Source organism: Mycobacterium sp. IDR2000157661, assembly GCF_022317005.1.
Taxonomy (GTDB): domain Bacteria; phylum Actinomycetota; class Actinomycetes; order Mycobacteriales; family Mycobacteriaceae; genus Mycobacterium.
Map to the genome: position 1 here is coordinate 4,557,940 of NZ_CP081006.1, position 18,481 is coordinate 4,576,420.

The window sequence follows — 18,481 nt, forward strand, 5'->3', positions numbered from 1 at the left end:
GTCCCGGCGCACCTGCAGGTCGCTCAACATCCTGTGACGCTTCTCAATCGACGAAAGAAACTTCGATGACAACAACCATCCCCGAGCCGTCACACGTGAAGCGGGAGCCCGGCCAACTGGTGGAAATGGCTTGGGATCCCATCACCCGCATCGTCGGCAGCCTCGGCATCTACACCAAGATCGACTTCGACAACCGCGAAGTCGTCGAGTGCCACAGCACCTCGTCGATCTTCCGCGGTTACTCGATCTTCATGAAGGGAAAGGATCCGCGCGACGCCCACTTCATCACCAGCCGCATCTGCGGCATCTGCGGTGACAACCACGCGACGTGTTCGTGCTACTGCCAGAACATGGCCTACGGAGTGAAGCCGCCACACCTCGGCGAGTGGTTGATCAACCTCGGCGAGGCGGCCGAGTACATGTTCGACCACAACATCTTCCAGGAGAACCTGGTCGGCGTGGATTACTGCGAGAAGATGGTGGCCGAAACGAACCCGAGCGTGCTGGCCAAGGCCGAGAACACGCAGGCCCCGCACGCCGACATGCACGGGCACCGCACGATCGCCGATATCATGCGATCGCTGAACCCGTTCACCGGCGAGTTCTACCGGGAGGCGCTGCAGGTCAGCCGCTGGACGCGAGAGATGTTCTGCCTGATGGAGGGCCGCCACGTCCACCCGTCGACGCTGTATCCCGGCGGCATCGGTACGACTGCGACCGTTCAGCTGATGACCGACTACATGACGCGGCTGATGCGTTACGTGGAGTTCATGAAGAAGGTCGTCCCGATGCACGACGACCTTTTCGACTTCTTCTACGAAGCGCTTCCCGGTTACGACCAGGTGGGCCTGCGACGCACGCTGCTGGGCTGCTGGGGCTCGTTCCAGGATCCCGAGATGTGCAACTTCGAGTACAAGGACATGGAGAAGTGGGGCAACGCCATGTTCGTCACGCCCGGCGTGGTGATCGACGGCAAACTGCACACCCACTCGCTGGTGGACATCAATCTGGGCATCCGAATCCTGTTGGGCCACTCGTACTATGACGATTGGACCGATCAAGAGATGTTCGTGAAGACCGATCCGCTGGGCAATCCGGTGGACCGGCGACACCCGTGGAACCAGCACACGAATCCCAAGCCGCAGAAGCGCGATTTCGACAACAACTACAGCTGGGTGATGTCTCCACGCTGGTTCGACGGCAAGGACCATCTGGCGCTGGACACCGGAGGCGGTCCGCTGGCGCGGCTCTGGTCCACGGCGCTTGCGGGGCTGGTCGACATCGGCTACGTCAAGGCCACCGGCCGCAGCGTGCAGATCAACCTGCCCAAGACCGCGCTCAAGGGGCCGGTCGAACTCGAGTGGAAGATCCCCGATTACGGGAGCAACACCCTCGAGCGGAACCGCGCGCGCACGTACTTCCAGGCCTATGCGGCCGCCTGTGCCCTGCACTTCGCCGAGAAGGCGCTTGTGGAGATCCGCGCAGGCCGGACCAAGACTTGGGAGAAGTTCGAGGTACCCGACGAGGGCATCGGCTGCGGCTTCACCGAGGCGGTCCGTGGCGTCTTGAGCCATCACATGGTGATTCGCGACGGCAAGATCGCCAACTACCATCCGTATCCGCCGACACCCTGGAACGCGAACCCGCGCGACAGCTACGGCACGCCGGGACCATATGAGGATGCGGTCCAAGGTCAGCCGATCTTCGAGGAGAACGACAGAGAGCATTTCAAGGGGATCGACGTGATGCGCACCGTACGCAGCTTCGATCCGTGTCTGCCCTGCGGCGTACACATGTACCTGGGTGAAGGGAAGAAGCTGGAGCTTCTGCACTCCCCCACCCAGTCCATCACCGGGGAATAGGGTATGTCCCCGTCGACACTGCCGGGCCCGGAAGAGATCCAGGACGACGCGCAGTGGCGCACGGCGGGCGACCGGATACAAACCCTGCTCGACGCGTCGGCCGCGGGCGGCTTGGCCGCGCAGGAGCGCGCAGTGCAGCTCGTCGGAGAGGTGACCGACCTCTACGGTGCCGCGCTGGCGCGGATGATGCGCATCGCTACTCGCGCCGACCCGCAGCTGGCGGACGCGTTCGCCGGCGACGACCTCGTCGCAAGCCTGCTGCTGGTCCACGGACTGCACCCGCATGCCGTCGAGCGCCGAGTCGAGGAAGCGCTGGACGGCGTCCGGCCATATCTCGGGTCTCATGGCGGCGATGTGAGCCTGCTCGAAGTCGTCGACGATGTCGTGCGCCTGCAGTTCACAGGCAGCTGCAAGAGTTGTCCGTCCTCGGCGACGACCCTGGAGCTCACCGTCGAGGACGCGGTGCGGGCGGCGGCTCCAGAGATCGTCAGCATCGAGGTGGTCGCCGCCGAGAGCGCACCCGGTGTCAATGTGATTCCCGCGGATTCGCTGCTGCGCCGCGTTCACCAGGACGCTCGGCCGCCTGCGGACTGGCATCCGCTGCCCGATCTCGCCGATCTGGCACCGGAAGAAGTCGGCGGCTTCAGCGTGGCCGCAACGACGGTGCTGGCGTGCCGTGTCGGCGACGAGCTGTTCGTCTACCACGACCGGTGCGGCAACTGTGAACAATCCCTGGCCGGCGCCGTCCTGCACCGGCCGATGGGGTCGCCGGTCGGCGCGGCGATACTTCGGTGTCCGAAGTGTCGGGCGCATTTCGACGTCGTGCACGCCGGCACGTGCGTCGATCGAGATGCTGATCCGACTGCGCATCTGGAACCGATTCCCTTGTTGGTCCGTGACGGGAACCTGTCCATCGCGGTGGCAGGTGTGCGGACGGGAGCGGGCATGGCATGACAGGCGCGTACGACGTACTGGCGCGGATCCGAGCCAATCGCAGCGCTCCCCAGCCGGTGGGTGAGCGCTGTGAGATGTGCTCCGAGCAGATCGCCGACGAGCACCAGCATGTCGTCAATGTCGAGGGCCGACAGTTGATGTGCGTATGCCGAGGGTGCTATCTGCTCTTCACCGACACCAACGCCGAGCTACGCTTCCGTGCGGTACCCGATCGCTACCTGTCCTTTCCGAACTTCGCGCTCGGGCGACGGGAATGGCAGCTGCTGCAGATCCCGGTCGGGCTGGCGTTCTTCCTCCGCAACTCGGCGATGGACCGCACGGTGGCGTTCTATCCCGGGCCGGCGGGCGCGACGGAATCCGAGTTGGATCTCTCAACCTGGGACGGCATCCGGGTCGCGGACCCACGGGTGGAACTGCTCACCGCCGACACGGAGGCGTTGATCATCCGGGTCCCCGACGACGAATCCCAGCCGCCCGAATGCCATCTGGTGCCGATCGACGCCTGCTATGAGTTCGTCGGCCGGTTGCGGATCCTTTGGCACGGCTTCGACGGCGGCCAGGGAGCGCGTGAGTTCATCGACGAGTTCTTCGAGATCGTCGCTGCGCGCGGCAGGGTGGTGACGTCGTGACCGAGGTGACCTTCGCGGTGCTCGACGTGTCACCCGAACCGTATGCCGTGACACCGGTCCTGACCGCACGCGTCGGCATCGTCGCCGACGCCCCGGTTCATGCCATCGCGCTGCGGTGCCAGGTGCGAATAGAGCCGCTGCGCCGCGGCTACACCGACGAGGAGGCGGCCGGACTGCTCGATCTGTTCGGCCCACGCGAGCGCTGGAGCACCACTCAACGCAACTTCCTCTGGCAACACAGCAGCACGATGGTCCAGGGGTTCAGCGGAGCCACCCAGGCCGATCTCCCGCTCGAGTGCACCTACGACTTCGAGGTGACCTCGGCCAAGTACTTCCACGCCCTGCGTGACGGCACGATTCCGCTGCAGTTCTTGTTCAGCGGAACGGTTTTCGCAAAGGGTGAACGAAGCTTCTCGGTGCAACAGGTGCCGTGGGACCGCGAAGACCACTACAACCTGCCGGTATCGGCGTGGCACGAGCTCATGCGGCTGCACTATCCGGGCACCGGCTGGCTGCGACTGAACCGCGACACCATCGACAGGCTGGCGGAGTTCAAATCGGCCCGGGGACTACTGAGTCTCGACGATGCCGTCAGCTCGCTGCTGGCGACTCGTGCCGCGGAGGAGGTTCGATGAGCGCTGACTGGGATCGGGCGCGCGCCGTCGCCGACGCGGTGCTCTACGAGGGTTATCTCCTGTACCCCTACCGCGCCAGTTCGAGTAAGAACCAGTCCCGCTGGCAGTTCGGCGTCGTGGGCCCGCCCGGCGCGGCGGAAGCCGGCATCGGCGAGGACTCCTCGCTGTCGGCTGAGGTGCTGATCGCTTCGCACGGCGCTCCGATGGTGATGGGAGTGGTGCGATTCCTCCAGCTGCAGCACCGCAGTGCAGAACGCGATCTCGGCGGCGGCCGGTTCGAGCGGGTCACCGAACTGGTGACCGGGGCGGATGCCTGGGTCACCTGGGACGAGGCCGTGGAGTGTGAGATCCGGATCGACCCGTGTCCCGTCAGCAGTTTGCCTCGCTGCGTTGATATTTCGATCGCCGGGGGCAGCGAGGTCGAGACGGTCGATGGCGGCAGGCTGGTTCGCAGCCGACGCCAACTGCACGGTCGGCTCGACATCTCCGCTCAACCGGACGGTGAGCTAGTGCGGCTCGCCTTCGAGGTGCAAAACTCGGCTGCGCCCGCCGAGGACAAGGACGAGGCCATCGCGGTCTCGATGATCGGCACTCACCTGCTGCTGGAGGTCGCCAACGGGGAGTTCGTGTCACTACTGGAGCCCCCGGACACCGCGGCCGATGCGGTCGCGCGATGCACGCAGCACCGCTGCTTCCCGGTGCTCGCCGGCCCCGCGGGCGAGACCGACCTGGTGCTGGCGTCGCCGATCATCCTCTACGACCACCCGGAGATAGCCGAACAGAGCAAGGGCGCGCTCTATGACTCCACCGAGATCGACGAAATCCTCACCCTGCGGGTGATGACGATGACAGACGAGGAGAAGGCGCAGGCCCGGGCCACCGACCCGCGCGCCGCGACGATCATCGACCGGTGCGACTCGATGTCCCCCGAAGCGATGCTCGACCTCCACGGTGTGTTGCGCAATCCGCATGTGCCGACGAAAGAGCCGGGGCCGATCCCGGAGGTCCCCGCCGATGTGGACTGGTGGGATCCTGCGGCCGACAGTGCGGTGCGTCCGGATCTGGACGCCGTTCTCGTCAACGGCACCGCCGTCGCCCGCGGCAGCCGAGTTCGACTGCGACCGTCCCGGCGCGCGGACGCTCAGGACCTGTTCTACGCGGACAAGATCGCACGTGTCACCTCCGTGCACGAAGACGTCGACGGCGAACAGCACATCGGCGTGGTCATCGAGGACGATCCCGCCGCCGACATGCACGACTGGTACGGCCGATACCTGTACTTCGCGCCAGATGAAGTTGAACCACTCACCGAAGGGAGTTCGAGATGGACGTAGTGGGATGGGTTGCCGTCGGAGTCGTCGCGGCGGTCGTCGTCGGCGGCGTGGTCGTCGGCCTGGTCAATCTTCCGGACGCACGCCGCTACATGAAGATGCGCCGGATGTGAGGACGGAGTGAGATCACGTCTCGAATTCTGGTAGCCGGAATCGGCAACATCTTCCTCGGCGACGACGGCTTCGGTTCCGAGGTGCTTCGCCATGTACCCGAGTTGCCGAACGTCGAGTCCGTCGACTACGGCATCAGGGGCATGCACCTGGCCTACGACCTGCTCGACGGTTGTGATGCGCTGGTGCTCGTCGACGCGATACCCAGCAAAGGGTCGCCGGGCACCCTTCATGTGTTCGAAGCCGACCACGAAACGCTCAGCGCCGCTGCAGGTATCGACGCACACGCGATGGACCCCGGCGCGGTGTTCGCCAGCCTGACCGCACTCGGCGGTACTCCGCCCCACACGGTGGTGATCGGCTGCGAGGTCGACAACGTCGAGGAGCACATCGGCCTCTCGCCACCCGTCGCCGCGGCCGTTCCCGCGGCGGTGCACGCGGTCGCCGACGTCGTGGCCGACCTGCTGGCGCGACCGAAGGTGCAGGGCTGAGCGATGTGTCTTGGCATTCCCGGGCAGGTGGTTTCGATGCTGGAGGGCTACGGCGGTCAGCTCGCACTCGTCGACGTCGCAGGCGAGCACCGCAAGGTCAACGTCGGCATGCTGCCGGAGGAGAGCTTCGCGCCCGGCGACTGGGTGATCATCCACATGGGTTTCGTCGTCGACAAGACGGACAAGGCCGGTGCCGACGCGGCGATGGCGGGCCTGGAGCTGATGGGCAGAGGTCAAAACAACGAGGACCCGCCATGACGGGCCGGAGCCGCTTGCGTGTCTGCGTCCGCGGCGTGGTGCAGGGCGTCGGCTTCCGGCCCTTCGTCTACGCCGCCGCTTCTGCCCTGGGCCTGGCCGGCTGCGTGCGTAATGACAGCACAGGGGCTGTCGTCGAGGTCGAGGGCGACATGGCGGATCTCGACGAGTTCCTGCGCAGACTGCGCGATCAGCCGCCGCCCTTGGCGGTGATCGACTCCCTCGACATCCGCCGTCTGCCCGCCGCGGGCGGGACGGGGTTCGTCATCGGGGACACCACGCGTACTGACGGCGGACGCACCCTGACCTCGCCCGACGTCGCGATGTGTGCCCAATGCGCCGCCGAACAACGCGATCCCGCCGACCGGCGTTACCGGCACCCGTTCGTCAATTGCACCAACTGTGGTCCCCGGTTCACGATCATCGGCTCACTGCCCTATGACCGCGAAGCCACGACGATGGCGGGTTTCGCCATGTGCGCCGACTGTGCTCGCGAGTACCGCGATCCCAGCGACCGGCGATTCCATGCCCAGCCGGTGTGCTGCCCGAACTGCGGGCCGACGCTGACCTACCGTGACCGAACCGCCCGCCTCTCGGAGGGCGAGTCAGCATTGCGAATGGCACGCAAGCTGTTGCGCGACGGCGGCGTGCTCGCTGTCAAGGGCATCGGCGGCTACCACCTGGCCTGCGACGCCACCGACGAGCGCGTCGTCGCCGAACTGCGTGCGCGAAAGCGGCGCGGGGACAAGCCGTTCGCGGTGATGGCGCCGGACCTGTCGATCGCGCGTCGCATCGTCGAGGTCGGTGACGCGTCCGCGCGGATACTGTCCGGGCCCCAACGACCGATCGTGCTGCTGCCACGTCTTCGCGACGCCCCGGTCGCCGAGTCGGTGGCACCGCACAACGCCGACCTCGGTGTGCTACTTGCCTACTCGCCACTGCACACACTGCTGTTCGGACTGCCCGGCGACGAGCCGGGACCGGTGCTGCTGGTGATGACCTCGGGCAATCTGGCGGGTGAGCCGATCTGCTTCACCGACGAGGCTGCGTGCGAACGGCTTTCCGGCCTGGCCGATGGCTGGCTGATGCACGACCGCGCAATCCTGGTGCCGTGCGACGACTCGGTCGTGCGGGTGCTCTTCGTCGGCGAGGCCGACAATCGGGGCGAGGCCGTCGAAGTGCCGATCCGGCGCTCGCGTGGCTACGCACCTCTGCCCATCGCATTGCCGACGCCGGTGCCGCCGACGCTCGCGGTCGGCGCCGATCTGAAGAACACCATGGCCATCGCCGACGGCAGATACGCATGGTTGAGTCAACACATCGGCGACATGGACGACCTGGCCACGCTGTCGGCGTTCGACAAGGCTCAGGCGCACCTGCAGGAGCTGACGTCGGTCACAGCTGAAGTGCTGGTGGCCGACGCGCATCCGATGTACCGGTCCACCGGGTGGGCGAGGCGCAACGCGATGGGCCGACCGGTCAGGACGGTGCAGCACCATCACGCGCACCTCGCGGCGGTGATGGCCGAGCACGGATGTGACGGATCCACACCGGTGCTGGGATTCGCCTTCGACGGAACAGGATACGGCTCGGACGGGGCGGTGTGGGGCGGGGAGGTGTTGCTCGCCAACTACAAGGGTTTTCAACGGCTCGCACACCTGAAGTACGTGCCGCTGGCGGGTGGTGACGTCAGCGTCATGCGTCCGTATCGGATGGCGCTGGCACATCTATGGGCGGCGGGAATCGACTGGGCCCATGACCTCCCACCGGTATCGGCATGCCCGCCCGCCGAGCGAACGGCACTCGCGCACGCACTCGAAACCGGCTTCGGCTGTGCCCCGACTTCGAGCATGGGCCGACTGTTCGACGCGGTCTCGGCGCTCAGCGGTGTGCGCCAGGTGGTGGACTACGAGGCGCAGGCCGCCATCGAACTGGAGGCTCTCTCGCGCGACGTCGACTGCGGCGCAGACGCGTACGCGTTCGAGGTTGCACTCGGGGACCCGACGACGATCGACCCGGCCCCCGTGCTGCTGGCAGTGATCCGCGATCGTCGCGCGGGCGTTCCCGCAGGCGTGATCGGCGCGAGGTTCCACCGCGCGGTGGCCGATCTCATCGTCGATCTTGCCGTCGCACAGCGCGAGGCGGGCCGAACGGTCGCCCTTTCCGGCGGTGTGTTCCAGAACGCCATGCTGCTGCAACTGACGTTGACCGGATTGCGGGAACAAGGGATCGAGGCGATCTCGCACCGGGTGGTACCGCCCAACGACGGCGGTATCGCATTGGGCCAGTTGCTGGTGGGGAACTCCTCGTGAACGTCTCGAAGAGCGGGCAGACGCTTTTCGGCCGGTATGCCTACCCCCCTAACGAGCTCGGGTACTGCGGTCCCACCGAGCGCGGCGGGGCGGCCGGGCTGGCCTCACATGCACAGGAGTTCGACGGCGCATGGCCGTACCTGACGGCTATCGCCGACGCATGCGGCGCCGGGGATGCCCTCGACGAGGAAGTCGTCAACAGTTATTGGGTCGGCGGCCCGGCCCTGTACAAGGTCGATCCGGGACAACTGCTCGGCCGGCTTCGCGCGGCGTTCACCGGCCAGCTCACCGGTCTTCTCGATACCGTGCCCGCCAACGCGGATGTGCTGGCGCACCACAGCTTCCACGTCTTCGTCGTATACCCCTGGATCAGGTTCGTACGGCGGGACCCGCGAACCGCCTTGGGGGTCATGCAGGACTGCCGCATCCGGTGGGGAACCGTCGACTCGGTTTCCGGCGAGCACGCGCTGGTCTCGTCACGGCCGTTGCAACTCGACGACGGCATGCTGGTCCTCGGACCGCCGCGCTCCGAGGAGGTCCGGTGGCGCCAGGGTGACCTGTCGCTCACACCCGCCCCGTCGCCAGGGGCGACCGTCTCCGCCCATTGGGGCTGGCTGTGCGCAACCCTGACCGAGACCGACTGCGAGGCATTGGCAGCCGCCACACAGACCACGCTCGACCTCGTCAATTCATGTCTCGAACAGGGAGTCCGGTCATGACAGCTACCGCAGTACCGGGTGGGTCGTACGTCGATGCCGAGTTGTCGGCCGACGTCGCGGCCGCCGCCCTTGACCTCGCCCGCCGCTTCCATGACGGCGCTACGCTGTGGGTCGTCTCACCGCAGTGGGAACCACACGCCCATCACGTCGCCGTCGAGTTCGTCCACCCCGTGGTCATGGGGAAACGGGCCCTCCCGTCGGTGGCACTCGTCGGACCGGATCCGGTCGCGCAGGCGAGGGTCGCGAGTCAACCGGGCGACATACTGATCGCCGTCGCATCCGCCGACGAGCCCGCGGTGCTCGACGGCATGCGCCGCGCGCCGGCCTGGGGTGTGATGACCGTGTGGATCGGTTCGGGCCCGCGCCCTGAGGCGGGCGCGGCCCACCACATTCTGTGGATCGACTCGGGCGACCCGATGGTTCCAGCCACCGGAAGTTTCGTGCTGATCTACCACTTGCTGTGGGAACTCACCCACGTCTGCTTCGAGCATCCCGGCCTGCTGAAACCGGCGACGAAGCAGTGCGCCGACGACGTCTGCGTCACGTGCAGTGACGAAGGCCGGATCGGTGAGGTGCTGCTCGAACCCGCCGACGCAGGCGAGCCCGCACTGATTCGTACCGCAGGCGGCGAGGAATGGGTAGACGTCACGATGCTCGGTGGAGTCCGCATCAACGATCTCGTGCTCGTGCACGCCGGCGCGGCGATCACCCGGCTGGATGGTGAGGAGTACTGATGACCGAGCCCGAAAGCACCGCGTTCCTTTATCCGTTCATCGAGTCCGAGGAAACCGACGCGACGAGTCTGCTCGACGACCTGGCGGCCTCGGCACGCGGCAAGGCGGCCGAAAGCGCTCACCTACAACGTCAGTCCCTCGACGAGTACGGCGACGCATTGACGGCGGCGGGAACCCTGATGGCCGAGCGGTTCCGGCGCGGGGGCCGGCTGTACACCTTCGGCAACGGCGGCAGTTCCACGGACGCCGCGACGCTGGCGTCGCTGTTCAGCCGCCCGGCGCGGGGCCGTCCCGTCGCGGCGTGGTCGCTGGCCGCCGACAACGCCGTCGTCACCGCGCTGGGCAACGATGTCGGGTTCGAATTGATCTTCAAGCGCCAGATCATCGCCCACGCCCGTGACCGCGACATCGCCATCGCGCTGTCCACGTCCGGTAACTCCGACGATCTGATGACGGCGATCACCGAAGCCAAGAAGCGGGGCCTGCTGACCATCGGCTTCTCCGGGCACGACGGTGGGCGAATGGCGGTCGCCGAGGATCTCGACTTCTGCTTCACTGTGCACTCCCAGAGCATCCACCGCATCCAGGAAAGCCACGCCATGCTCGGCTACCGACTCTGGTCGGTGGCGCAGGAACACATGGCACGCAAGGTGAATGGAGCACACGCGACATGACACGAGCAATGAGCGCAGCAGAACGCGAGGACCGCGTGCTGGAGCGCATCGACAAGTTCCGGCAACGAAGGCCGCGACTGCTCGACGACGTGGTGACGCTCGCGCACGGAGCAGGCGGCAAGTCGTCGGCGGCACTGGTCGACGCGGTGTTCCTCGAGGCCTTCCGCAACGACGAACTCGAGCAACTCGGTGACGCTGCAGCACTGCGGACTCCGTCGGGCGAACGGCTGGCATTCTCCACCGACTCATACGTCGTTTCCCCGCGCCGCTTCCCCGGCGGCTCCATCGGCCACGTCGCCGTCCACGGCACGATCAACGACCTCGCCGTGTCGGGTGCGCGCCCGCAATGGTTGTCCGCCGCCTTCGTGATCGAAGAGGGATTCCCGATCGCCGAACTGCGCGAGATCGTCGCCGACATGAGCGAGGCAGCGCTGGGCGCGGGCGTGCAGATCGTCACCGGCGACACCAAAGTCGTCGGCAAAGGCGCTGCCGACGGTGTCTACATCTGCACCGCCGGGGTGGGTGTGATCCCCCACGGCAGGCAACTGTCGCGCGAACTCGTCGAGCCCGGCGACAAGGTCATCCTGTCCGGAACGATCGGAGAGCACGGCATGGCGGTCATGCTGGCGCGGGGCGACCTCGCCATCGACGCCGACATCGCCTCCGACACCGCACCGGTGCACGAATTGGTGGATGTCCTTCTCGGTGCCGCACCGTCGACGCGGTGGATGCGCGACGCGACGCGCGGCGGTGTCGGCACGGTCGCCAACGAACTCGTCAAGGACCGCCCCTTCGCCCTGATCCTCGACGAGGCGGAACTGCCGATACAGCCGCAGGTGCTCGGCGCTTGTGACATGCTCGGCATCGACCCGTTGTACGTGGCGAACGAGGGCAAGTTCGTCGCCATCGTGCCAGCGGACGAGGCCGAGGCGGGGATCGCCGCGCTGCGCGCACACCCGCAGGGCGCTCACGCCGCGGTCGTCGGCGAGATTGCCCCGGAGCCCCACGGAATCGTAGCCCTACGAACGTCTTTCGGCGGTAGCCGGATCGTCGACATGCTTGTTGGCGACCCGCTACCGCGGATCTGCTGAAAGGAGATTGACGATGTGTCTGGGCATTCCCGGCCAGGTGGTCGACATCGTCGACGCCCAACAATGGCTGACCAAGGTAGACGTCAACGGCGTCCGCCGCATCATCAGCGTGCGACTGCTGGCCGACGACAACCTGCAGGTCGGCGACTGGGTGCTGGTCCACGTCGGCTTCGCGATGGCCAAGGTCGACGAACACGAAGCGAAGCTGACGCTCGATCAGGTGCAGAAGATGGGCGCCGACTATGTCAACGAGATCGAAGCCTTCAACTCCTCCGAAATAGCTTGAGAGGTCTGCCATGAAGTTCGTCGACGAATTCCGCGACCCGGCGGCCGCACGCGCGTTGGTCAGATCGATCACCGAACTCGCGGCCGGTGATGAGTTCAAGTTCATGGAGGTCTGCGGCGGCCACACCCACACGATCTACCGCCACGGCATCGAGCACCTTCTGCCGAAGGCGGTGGAGTTGGTGCACGGCCCCGGCTGTCCGGTCTGCGTGATCCCGATGGGCCGCGTCGACGACGCCATGTGGCTGGCCGAACAACCCGACATCATTTTCACGACGTTCGGTGACATGATGCGAGTACCCGGTTCAAGGGGAAATCTCATCGAGGCCAAGGCCCGCGGAGCCGACGTGCGGTTCGTGTACTCGCCGCTGGATGCGCTCAAGGTGGCCGTAGACAACCCCGACCGTCATGTGGTCTTCTTCGCGGTCGGGTTCGAGACGACTGCGCCCTCGACCGCGGTGACGCTCGTGCGTGCCCGCGCCCTCGGCGTGACGAACTTCAGCGTGTACTGCAACCACGTCACGATCGTTCCGCCGATCAAGGCAATCCTGGAATCGCCCGACCTTCGGCTGTCCGGATTCCTTGGGCCCGGCCATGTCTCGACGGTAGTGGGGTTGCGACCGTACCGGTTCGTTCCCGACGTCTACGGCAAACCGATGGTGGTGGCGGGATTCGAGCCACTGGACATCCTGGCCTCGGTACATATGCTGCTGCGACAGATCCGCGACGGTCGCTGCGAGGTCGAGAACCAGTACACCCGCGTCGTGCGCGCCGAAGGCAACACCCAGGCGCTGAAGCTGATGGCCGAGACATTCGAATTGAGGCCGCACTTCGAATGGCGCGGGCTGGGGTTCATCTCGCAGAGCGCGCTCAAGGTGCACCGCGATTACGCCGACTTCGACGCGGAATTGAGGTTCGAGATGCCCGGGGTCCGGGTGGCCGATCCGAAGGCGTGCCAGTGCGGTGAGGTCCTCAAAGGCGTCATAAAGCCTTGGGAATGCAAGGTTTTCGGCACTGCCTGCACGCCGGAGACGCCGATCGGGACGTGCATGGTCTCCCCGGAAGGGGCATGCGCGGCTTACTACAACTTCGGTCGATTGCATCGTGAAACGGCGTTGGTGCTGGGCCGGCGCACCTAGCGCCCACAGTTGGAAGCGTCGCCGCAGCCCATGCGGCGGGTGAGGAGTAGTCATGACGAAACCGGAGAAACGGGGATCGCGCGACACCGGATCTGACGAGCCGTCTGGCGGGCCGGTGAACCGGCCGTCAGACTCGTACGAAGGCGACGAGTCCGTCCCCCAGCACGACGACGGCGGAAAGCCCGACTTCGAGACGGGCTTCACCACCGAAGCCCCCAAGGATGCCGAACCCGCAGTGCCGCCCTACGAAGGGCGTCAGACATCGGCCAAACCGCCCGACGGCGGGGACGAAGGCGGCGCCCGGACCGGTGGGGCGGTCAAGCCCGTCGACGACGGGGGGTGAAGGATCCCGCTCCAGGCAGCCCAGCGGCCCCTTGTTGAGCACACCAGAGACAATCCAGGTGCGGAACGCCTCGACCGTGCGCGGATGTTCATCAGCGATCTCGACGACGACGTCGCCGGGCCGCAGGTCCGCGTCTGCCGATGACACGTCAACCGGTCCGGAAGGCACGGATCGCTTCGCCGTTTGAGGGTAACCCGCTCGCAGCGGTCCCCGATGACGGCAGGCGGGCACGATGGCAGGACACCGAGTCAGGTGGGCGGTACCGACGCGCCGACTCGACGCCCGTCCGGCGATCGGGCCTGCGAGACGTCCGAGCCCGAGTGAGCCCACATGACGGAGCCCGAGAACGTCGGCAGACTCAGCCGGGCCTACGCCGTGTGGATCGTGCGGCTGCGGTGGTTGGTGGTCGTGGCGATGGCCGCCGCGGCGACCTTGGCCACCATGCATCTGCCCGGGCTGCAGAGTGACGCCGGACTCGAAGTCACACAACAGAATTCACCTGCAGTGCAGAGCGAGCAGCGGGTTCTCGAGGCATTCGGTCTCCCGCTGCTGAGCCTGGCCGCCCTGGTCCAGCACGACAGCGATGGGCTGAACACGACCGCGCTGGAAAGGTCTGCGCGCAGAGCCGTCGAGGTCAACGTCAAGACCTTCAACGAGGGCCTTCCGGCCACTGGCATCGCAGGCGCCCTGCCGATACCGAACGCGGTCCCGGTGCCACTGCGGCCCACGACCGTCGTGACGTACCTGTGGGGCGGCTCCACACTCAACAGCGGCGAACTCGTCGCGGCGGCACGACAGTACGGCGAGGAACTCGGCCCGCAGGCAGACGTCGTCGGGGTCACCGGCGTGGTTCCCGTCCAGGTCGAACAGGGTCTGGTGGTGAAGTCGCGACTGGGAGTGGTCGAGATCGCGACGCTGCTCGCCGTCGCGCTCATCCTCGCCATCTCCTGTCGCTCGTTGGTGGCACCGCTGATCACCCTGTCCGCCGCGGTCGTCGCTTACCTCATCACGATCCGCCTCATCGGCGCGGCCGCCGCGCAGCTCGAGATCTCCGCACCCAGTCAGCTCGAGCCACTGGTGGTGGCCCTGACCCTGGGCCTGACAACCGACTACGCGATCCTGTTCGTGACCGGTATGCGCTACCGTTCCTCACTCGGCTGGGACCATCGCGATGCCCTGCGGTCGGCGATCACCCACAATCTCCCGATCGTCTTGGTCGCCGGACTCATCGTCACGGCGGGGGTGGGGAGCATATCGGTCGCCGAACTGCCCCTCTTCCGCGCATTCGGACCCGGCCTCGCCATCGTGGTCGCTGTCGCGCTGCTGGTCTCGATCACCCTCGTCCCGGCCCTGCTCGCGATCTTCGGCCGGTTGGCCCTCTGGCCGGGAACACCGCGGCGCAGCGACGCCGAACGACGAAGCGCCCTCAAGAGCGAACGTTTCGCGCGGATGCTGACCAAGCGGCCCGTCGCCGCCGTCGCCGTGGCGGTGTCGCTTGCCGCACTGATCGCCGCCGGTTACCCGCTGACGGCGTTCCGCCCGGCGGTCTCGTCGCCGGATACGTTGCCGGTGGGCAACGAAGTGCGGGTGGCGGCCGACGCGGCCGCCGAGGGCTTCCCGGCCGGCGTGCTGGCACCCACCGAGATCCTGCTGGAGGAGCCGGGAATCACCGCTGAACAAGGCGAACTCGTCGCGCTGCAAGACAAGCTCGCCGCCCAACCGGGCGTCGCGGCGGTCGTCGGTCCGCAACAGCAGCCGATCGATGTCTCGTTGAACGGCGCCGGTCTGTTCCTGGCGCCGGGCGGAGACGCCGCCCGCTACCTGGTGATCTTCGACCAACCTGGACTCTCGGCGTCCGGCCTGCAGTCACTGATCGACCTGCAGAGCGCGATGCCCGTACTCCAGGAGGAAGCGGGTCTGGCCGGTGCCCGCGTCGAGTACATCGGTGCCGGGGCGTTGGGCGCCGAGTTCGTCAGCACCGCCCGCTCCGACTTCGTCCGCGTGGGAATCGCGGTCGGAGTGGTCAATCTCGTTCTGCTGATGGTGTTCCTGCGGGCGTTCGTCGCGCCGGTCTACCTGCTGGCGTGCAGCTATCTGTCTGTCGGCGCCGCGCTGGGCCTGACCACCCTGGTCTTCCAGCAGGGCGCCGGATACGACGGTCTGATCTTCTACGCGCCGTTCGCGGCGGCGGTGCTGCTGATCTCGTTGGGCTCCGATTACAACGTCTTCACGGTCGGTCAGATCTGGGACGAGGCGAGGTCCCGCTCGCTGCGTGACGCGGTTGCTGTCGGCCTACCGAGGTCGGCTCGGCCGGTCACCATCGCCGGGCTGGCTCTCGCGACGAGCTTCGCCTTCGTGGGATTGGTGCCGGTTGCGCCGTTTCAGCAACTGGCGTTCGCGGTGGCCGTGGGGGTGCTGATCGACACCTTCCTGGTCCGGTCGCTGCTCGTGCCGGGCCTGATCGTGTTGATCGGCCGGGTCAGCGGCTGGCCCGGCAGACGGCTGGTGACCCGCTGATCGGCGTATCAGGAAAGGCCGATTGGGTAATCGATCTGCTCATCGATATTGGAACAGAAAGAAGGAATCATGCGTGCGCATAGCCTACGGCTGACTGCCGGTTGCGGGGTCGCAGCGGCCGCGCTCGCTCTCAGCGGTTGCGGGGCGCAGGCCCCGGCTGCCGACCTGGTAGCGCAGACCGAAGCCACCGTCCAGGACAACGGGGCACAGGTGGAGGTCGGCAACACCATCTACTACGGATCGTTCGGCACCACTGCCGAAGTCGACTGCGGCGACGGCAAGACACTTAACGTCGGCGGTTCGAACAACACCCTCGACGTGAACGGCACCTGTTCGTCGGTGATCGTCGGCGGAGCCGACAACAAGATCACGCTGGCCACGGTGCAGGACGAGATCGACGTTGTCGGGGTCAACAACACCGTCACCTACGCCGACGGCGATCCGCGAATCGACGACGTCGGCAGCGGAAACACCGTCGAGAAGGCACCGGTCAGCGAGTAACCCCCGCGCGTCGCCCGCTTTGCCGTCGGCCGACGGCTCACCACTGATCGCGTGGGACGTCGAAGTCGGCGCACAGGGCCCGCCACACCTCACGCGGATCCACGCCGTCCTCGATCGCCTGCTCGGCGGTGCGCCCACCGAGGCCGGTGAGAACGTGGTCGACGAGTAGCGACGCACCGCGCACCGGGCCGAACCGGCCGTCGACGAGCTCACGGAATTCGGTCAACCGCACGAGTCCCAACCTACGCGGTGCGGATGAGCGCTTCCTGGCACACCCGTACCGGATCGGCGACTTCGGCTACCGACGCCCCGGCCCGTCTGGCCGCTTCTCGGTAGCCGGGCCCGGCCAGCACCTCGCGGACCGCCTCGGTCAGCGTTTCGGCGCGCAACGGCCGCACCAACTGCGCACTGCCTTGGCGCACAACTCGATTCGCGAGCTCCCATTGGTCGCCGCCGCCGGGCACGACCACCATCGGCACCCCGGCCAGCAGCGCCTTGGACACCAAGCCATGACCTCCGCCGCAGATCACCAGGTCGGCCTGCGCCAACAGTTCGTCCTGCCTGCCCAGCCCGACGACCGCCCACGACGGCACCAGTACCTGCGACCCGCCGAGCCGCGATACCGCGACCCTCGACCCGGCCGGCAGGGTCTCGTTCGGAATCAGGCTCCGCAGGGCGATTTCGGCCACGCCCTCCGCACCCGTGGTTGCGGTGGACGGCGCGACGACGACCAGCGGACCGGTGCCGGCCGGGATGTCGAGCGTCGCGGTCGTCGGTTCGAAGTGCAGCGGGCCCACCACCACCGCCTCGGCCGGCCAGTCCGGGCGCGGCACCTCCAGCGCGGGCAGCGTGGCGATCAGCCGCCGACGCGGCCCCGGGTCATCGGCCGGCAGACCGATGCCGACCCGGGCGGCCGCGCGCTGTTGGACACCCTGTCGCCACGAGCGGGCCGACAACGTTCGCAGCACCGCATCGCGGGCGCGGCCCCGCACGCCGACGCCGGGCGCCAGGCCACTGCCGATCGGCGGCAGCCCCTTCGACGGCCGGTACAGCGGGTGCGGGTTGAGTTCGACCCAGGGATACCCGAGCAATTCGGCACACAGCCCGCCCGCGCTGGTGATGACGTCCGAAACCACGAGATCCGGCGCGAGTCGCCGCAGCACAGGCGCGTTGAGCACCGCCATCCGGGCACCCCGTTGATGGATCTTGGCGCCCGCGTCGGTGTCGTCGTCGGCGCCGGTGGGATCCAGGCCCAGTAGTTCGACGGCGGGGACACCAACCGCGGCCGCCGTGTCGAGCCACTGGACACCGGTGAGCAGCGTCGGCGAGTCGCCGTTGGCTTGAAAGCGCAGGCACAGCGCGATGGCCGGAAAGGCGTGGCCTGGATCGGGGCCGGCGATCACGGCGACGCGCATTGGGCTACCCTGTCACAGCCGCTGGCCACTACGCTGAGGACCATGACCGACCAGGTTTCCGGTGTGCGCACCGATGTCGACAACGTCCGTGCGGTGGAGAACTTCCTCTACGCGCTGGCCGACGAGGACTTCGAGACCGCCGAGGCTCTGCTCGCCGACAATGTCGCCTGGCAGAACGTCGGACTACCGACCATCCACGGTCGCGAACGCATCGTCAAGATCATGCGTCGCGGTGAAGGCCGGATGCGTTTCGAGGTGAAGATCCACCGCATCGCCGGTGAGGGCAACACCGTGCTGACCGAGCGCACCGATGCACTGGTCTTCGGACCGGTGCGCATGCAGTTCTGGGTGTGCGGGGTCTTCGAGGTGCACGCCGGCCGAATCACGTTGTGGCGCGACTACTTCGACTTCGCCGACTTCACCAAGGCACTGCTGCGCGGGCTCGTGGCGACGCTGTTCCCGTCGCTGCGTTCCTCGATGTAG

The 18,481-nt window shown here is 67.0% G+C and carries 21 protein-coding genes; 19 read left to right on the forward strand and 2 right to left on the reverse strand.

All coding sequences use genetic code 11. From position 1 onward, the window contains the following. Positions 1–65: 65 nt before the first annotated feature. The 18 genes from K3G64_RS23405 (at position 66) to K3G64_RS23485 (ending at position 16,583) form a co-directional block, all read left to right on the forward strand. Complete coding sequence (locus K3G64_RS23405) at positions 66–1,862, forward strand: nickel-dependent hydrogenase large subunit (RefSeq protein WP_238887711.1); 1,797 nt, start codon at positions 66–68, stop codon at positions 1,860–1,862. 3 nt (positions 1,863–1,865) lie between these two features. Further along, positions 1,866–2,816 carry a NifU family protein gene (locus K3G64_RS23410; RefSeq protein WP_238887712.1) on the forward strand — a complete coding sequence of 317 codons (951 nt, stop codon included), beginning with the start codon at positions 1,866–1,868 and terminating at the stop codon, positions 2,814–2,816. Next, positions 2,813–3,445, forward strand: coding sequence for a DUF5947 family protein (locus tag K3G64_RS23415; RefSeq protein WP_238887714.1), 633 nt, complete (start codon positions 2,813–2,815; stop codon positions 3,443–3,445). The genes K3G64_RS23410 and K3G64_RS23415 overlap by 4 nt, the downstream gene beginning before the upstream one ends. After that, positions 3,442–4,080, forward strand: a complete 639-nt coding sequence (locus K3G64_RS23420; RefSeq protein ID WP_238887716.1) for a DUF6084 family protein — start codon at positions 3,442–3,444, stop codon at positions 4,078–4,080. The genes K3G64_RS23415 and K3G64_RS23420 overlap by 4 nt, the downstream gene beginning before the upstream one ends. After that, the gene (locus K3G64_RS23425) at positions 4,077–5,414 is read left to right on the forward strand and encodes a hypothetical protein (RefSeq protein WP_238887717.1); all 1,338 of its coding nucleotides are present in this window, start codon (positions 4,077–4,079) and stop codon (positions 5,412–5,414) included. Before K3G64_RS23420 ends, K3G64_RS23425 begins: the two co-directional genes overlap by 4 nt. Next, positions 5,405–5,524: a DUF6893 family small protein gene (locus tag K3G64_RS25750; protein ID WP_441338861.1), complete on the forward strand. Its 120-nt coding sequence runs from the start codon at positions 5,405–5,407 to the stop codon at positions 5,522–5,524. Before K3G64_RS23425 ends, K3G64_RS25750 begins: the two co-directional genes overlap by 10 nt. Positions 5,525–5,536: 12 nt before the next feature. Beyond that, on the forward strand, positions 5,537–6,013 hold the full coding sequence (locus K3G64_RS23430) for a hydrogenase maturation protease (protein WP_238950963.1): 477 nt from the start codon (positions 5,537–5,539) through the stop codon (positions 6,011–6,013). Between the two features lie 3 nt (positions 6,014–6,016). Next, entirely contained in the window at positions 6,017–6,271 is a 255-nt protein-coding gene (locus K3G64_RS23435) for a HypC/HybG/HupF family hydrogenase formation chaperone (RefSeq protein WP_238887724.1), read from the forward strand. Next, positions 6,268–8,580: a carbamoyltransferase HypF gene (gene hypF / locus K3G64_RS23440; protein ID WP_238887726.1), complete on the forward strand. Its 2,313-nt coding sequence runs from the start codon at positions 6,268–6,270 to the stop codon at positions 8,578–8,580. The genes K3G64_RS23435 and hypF overlap by 4 nt, the downstream gene beginning before the upstream one ends. Further along, complete coding sequence (locus K3G64_RS23445) at positions 8,577–9,299, forward strand: DUF6390 family protein (RefSeq protein ID WP_238887727.1); 723 nt, start codon at positions 8,577–8,579, stop codon at positions 9,297–9,299. Before hypF ends, K3G64_RS23445 begins: the two co-directional genes overlap by 4 nt. Beyond that, the gene (locus K3G64_RS23450; RefSeq protein WP_238887729.1) at positions 9,296–10,033 is read left to right on the forward strand and encodes a HypC/HybG/HupF family hydrogenase formation chaperone; all 738 of its coding nucleotides are present in this window, start codon (positions 9,296–9,298) and stop codon (positions 10,031–10,033) included. Before K3G64_RS23445 ends, K3G64_RS23450 begins: the two co-directional genes overlap by 4 nt. Further along, the gene (locus K3G64_RS23455; RefSeq protein WP_238887730.1) at positions 10,033–10,707 is read left to right on the forward strand and encodes a D-sedoheptulose-7-phosphate isomerase; all 675 of its coding nucleotides are present in this window, start codon (positions 10,033–10,035) and stop codon (positions 10,705–10,707) included. The genes K3G64_RS23450 and K3G64_RS23455 overlap by 1 nt, the downstream gene beginning before the upstream one ends. An 8-nt stretch (positions 10,708–10,715) precedes the next feature. Then, positions 10,716–11,798, forward strand: coding sequence for a hydrogenase expression/formation protein HypE (hypE, locus tag K3G64_RS23460; protein ID WP_238887732.1), 1,083 nt, complete (start codon positions 10,716–10,718; stop codon positions 11,796–11,798). Between the two features lie 13 nt (positions 11,799–11,811). Further along, complete coding sequence (locus tag K3G64_RS23465; RefSeq protein WP_238887734.1) at positions 11,812–12,084, forward strand: HypC/HybG/HupF family hydrogenase formation chaperone; 273 nt, start codon at positions 11,812–11,814, stop codon at positions 12,082–12,084. A 10-nt stretch (positions 12,085–12,094) separates the two neighbouring features. After that, positions 12,095–13,222, forward strand: a complete 1,128-nt coding sequence (gene hypD / locus K3G64_RS23470) for a hydrogenase formation protein HypD (protein ID WP_238887736.1) — start codon at positions 12,095–12,097, stop codon at positions 13,220–13,222. Between the two features lie 52 nt (positions 13,223–13,274). Further along, complete coding sequence (locus K3G64_RS23475) at positions 13,275–13,565, forward strand: hypothetical protein (RefSeq protein WP_238887744.1); 291 nt, start codon at positions 13,275–13,277, stop codon at positions 13,563–13,565. Between the two features lie 330 nt (positions 13,566–13,895). Further along, complete coding sequence (locus K3G64_RS23480) at positions 13,896–16,082, forward strand: MMPL family transporter (RefSeq protein ID WP_238887746.1); 2,187 nt, start codon at positions 13,896–13,898, stop codon at positions 16,080–16,082. Between the two features lie 69 nt (positions 16,083–16,151). Then, positions 16,152–16,583 carry a DUF3060 domain-containing protein gene (locus K3G64_RS23485; protein ID WP_238887756.1) on the forward strand — a complete coding sequence of 144 codons (432 nt, stop codon included), beginning with the start codon at positions 16,152–16,154 and terminating at the stop codon, positions 16,581–16,583. A gap of 37 nt (positions 16,584–16,620) precedes the next feature. Here the strand turns inward: K3G64_RS23485 and K3G64_RS23490 are convergent, their stop codons facing one another. Beyond that, positions 16,621–16,815, reverse strand: a complete 195-nt coding sequence (locus tag K3G64_RS23490) for a DUF3046 domain-containing protein (RefSeq protein ID WP_238887757.1) — start codon at positions 16,813–16,815, stop codon at positions 16,621–16,623. A 10-nt stretch (positions 16,816–16,825) separates the two neighbouring features. Next, positions 16,826–17,998 (reverse strand): glycosyltransferase, encoded by a 1,173-nt coding sequence (locus K3G64_RS23495; RefSeq protein WP_238887759.1) that lies wholly within the window; start codon positions 17,996–17,998, stop codon positions 16,826–16,828. A 42-nt stretch (positions 17,999–18,040) separates the two neighbouring features. Between K3G64_RS23495 and K3G64_RS23500 the strand changes: the two genes are divergently transcribed. Continuing rightward, entirely contained in the window at positions 18,041–18,481 is a 441-nt protein-coding gene (locus tag K3G64_RS23500; protein ID WP_238887761.1) for a limonene-1,2-epoxide hydrolase family protein, read from the forward strand.

Excerpts from the sequence above, each read along its gene's own strand:
- K3G64_RS23405 (WP_238887711.1), top strand. The coding sequence starts at position 66 with ATGACAACAACCATCCCCGAGCCGTCACACGTGAAGCGGGAGCCCGGC.
- K3G64_RS23410 (WP_238887712.1), top strand. The coding sequence starts at position 1,866 with ATGTCCCCGTCGACACTGCCGGGCCCGGAAGAGATCCAGGACGACGCG.
- K3G64_RS23415 (WP_238887714.1), top strand. The coding sequence starts at position 2,813 with ATGACAGGCGCGTACGACGTACTGGCGCGGATCCGAGCCAATCGCAGC.
- K3G64_RS23425 (WP_238887717.1), top strand. The coding sequence starts at position 4,077 with ATGAGCGCTGACTGGGATCGGGCGCGCGCCGTCGCCGACGCGGTGCTC.
- K3G64_RS25750 (WP_441338861.1), top strand. The coding sequence starts at position 5,405 with ATGGACGTAGTGGGATGGGTTGCCGTCGGAGTCGTCGCGGCGGTCGTC.
- K3G64_RS23435 (WP_238887724.1), top strand. The coding sequence starts at position 6,017 with ATGTGTCTTGGCATTCCCGGGCAGGTGGTTTCGATGCTGGAGGGCTAC.
- hypF (WP_238887726.1), top strand. The coding sequence starts at position 6,268 with ATGACGGGCCGGAGCCGCTTGCGTGTCTGCGTCCGCGGCGTGGTGCAG.
- K3G64_RS23450 (WP_238887729.1), top strand. The coding sequence starts at position 9,296 with ATGACAGCTACCGCAGTACCGGGTGGGTCGTACGTCGATGCCGAGTTG.
- K3G64_RS23455 (WP_238887730.1), top strand. The coding sequence starts at position 10,033 with ATGACCGAGCCCGAAAGCACCGCGTTCCTTTATCCGTTCATCGAGTCC.
- hypE (WP_238887732.1), top strand. The coding sequence starts at position 10,716 with ATGAGCGCAGCAGAACGCGAGGACCGCGTGCTGGAGCGCATCGACAAG.
- K3G64_RS23465 (WP_238887734.1), top strand. The coding sequence starts at position 11,812 with ATGTGTCTGGGCATTCCCGGCCAGGTGGTCGACATCGTCGACGCCCAA.
- hypD (WP_238887736.1), top strand. The coding sequence starts at position 12,095 with ATGAAGTTCGTCGACGAATTCCGCGACCCGGCGGCCGCACGCGCGTTG.
- K3G64_RS23475 (WP_238887744.1), top strand. The coding sequence starts at position 13,275 with ATGACGAAACCGGAGAAACGGGGATCGCGCGACACCGGATCTGACGAG.
- K3G64_RS23480 (WP_238887746.1), top strand. The coding sequence starts at position 13,896 with ATGACGGAGCCCGAGAACGTCGGCAGACTCAGCCGGGCCTACGCCGTG.
- K3G64_RS23485 (WP_238887756.1), top strand. The coding sequence starts at position 16,152 with ATGCGTGCGCATAGCCTACGGCTGACTGCCGGTTGCGGGGTCGCAGCG.
- K3G64_RS23495 (WP_238887759.1), bottom strand. The coding sequence starts at position 17,998 with ATGCGCGTCGCCGTGATCGCCGGCCCCGATCCAGGCCACGCCTTTCCG.
- K3G64_RS23500 (WP_238887761.1), top strand. The coding sequence starts at position 18,041 with ATGACCGACCAGGTTTCCGGTGTGCGCACCGATGTCGACAACGTCCGT.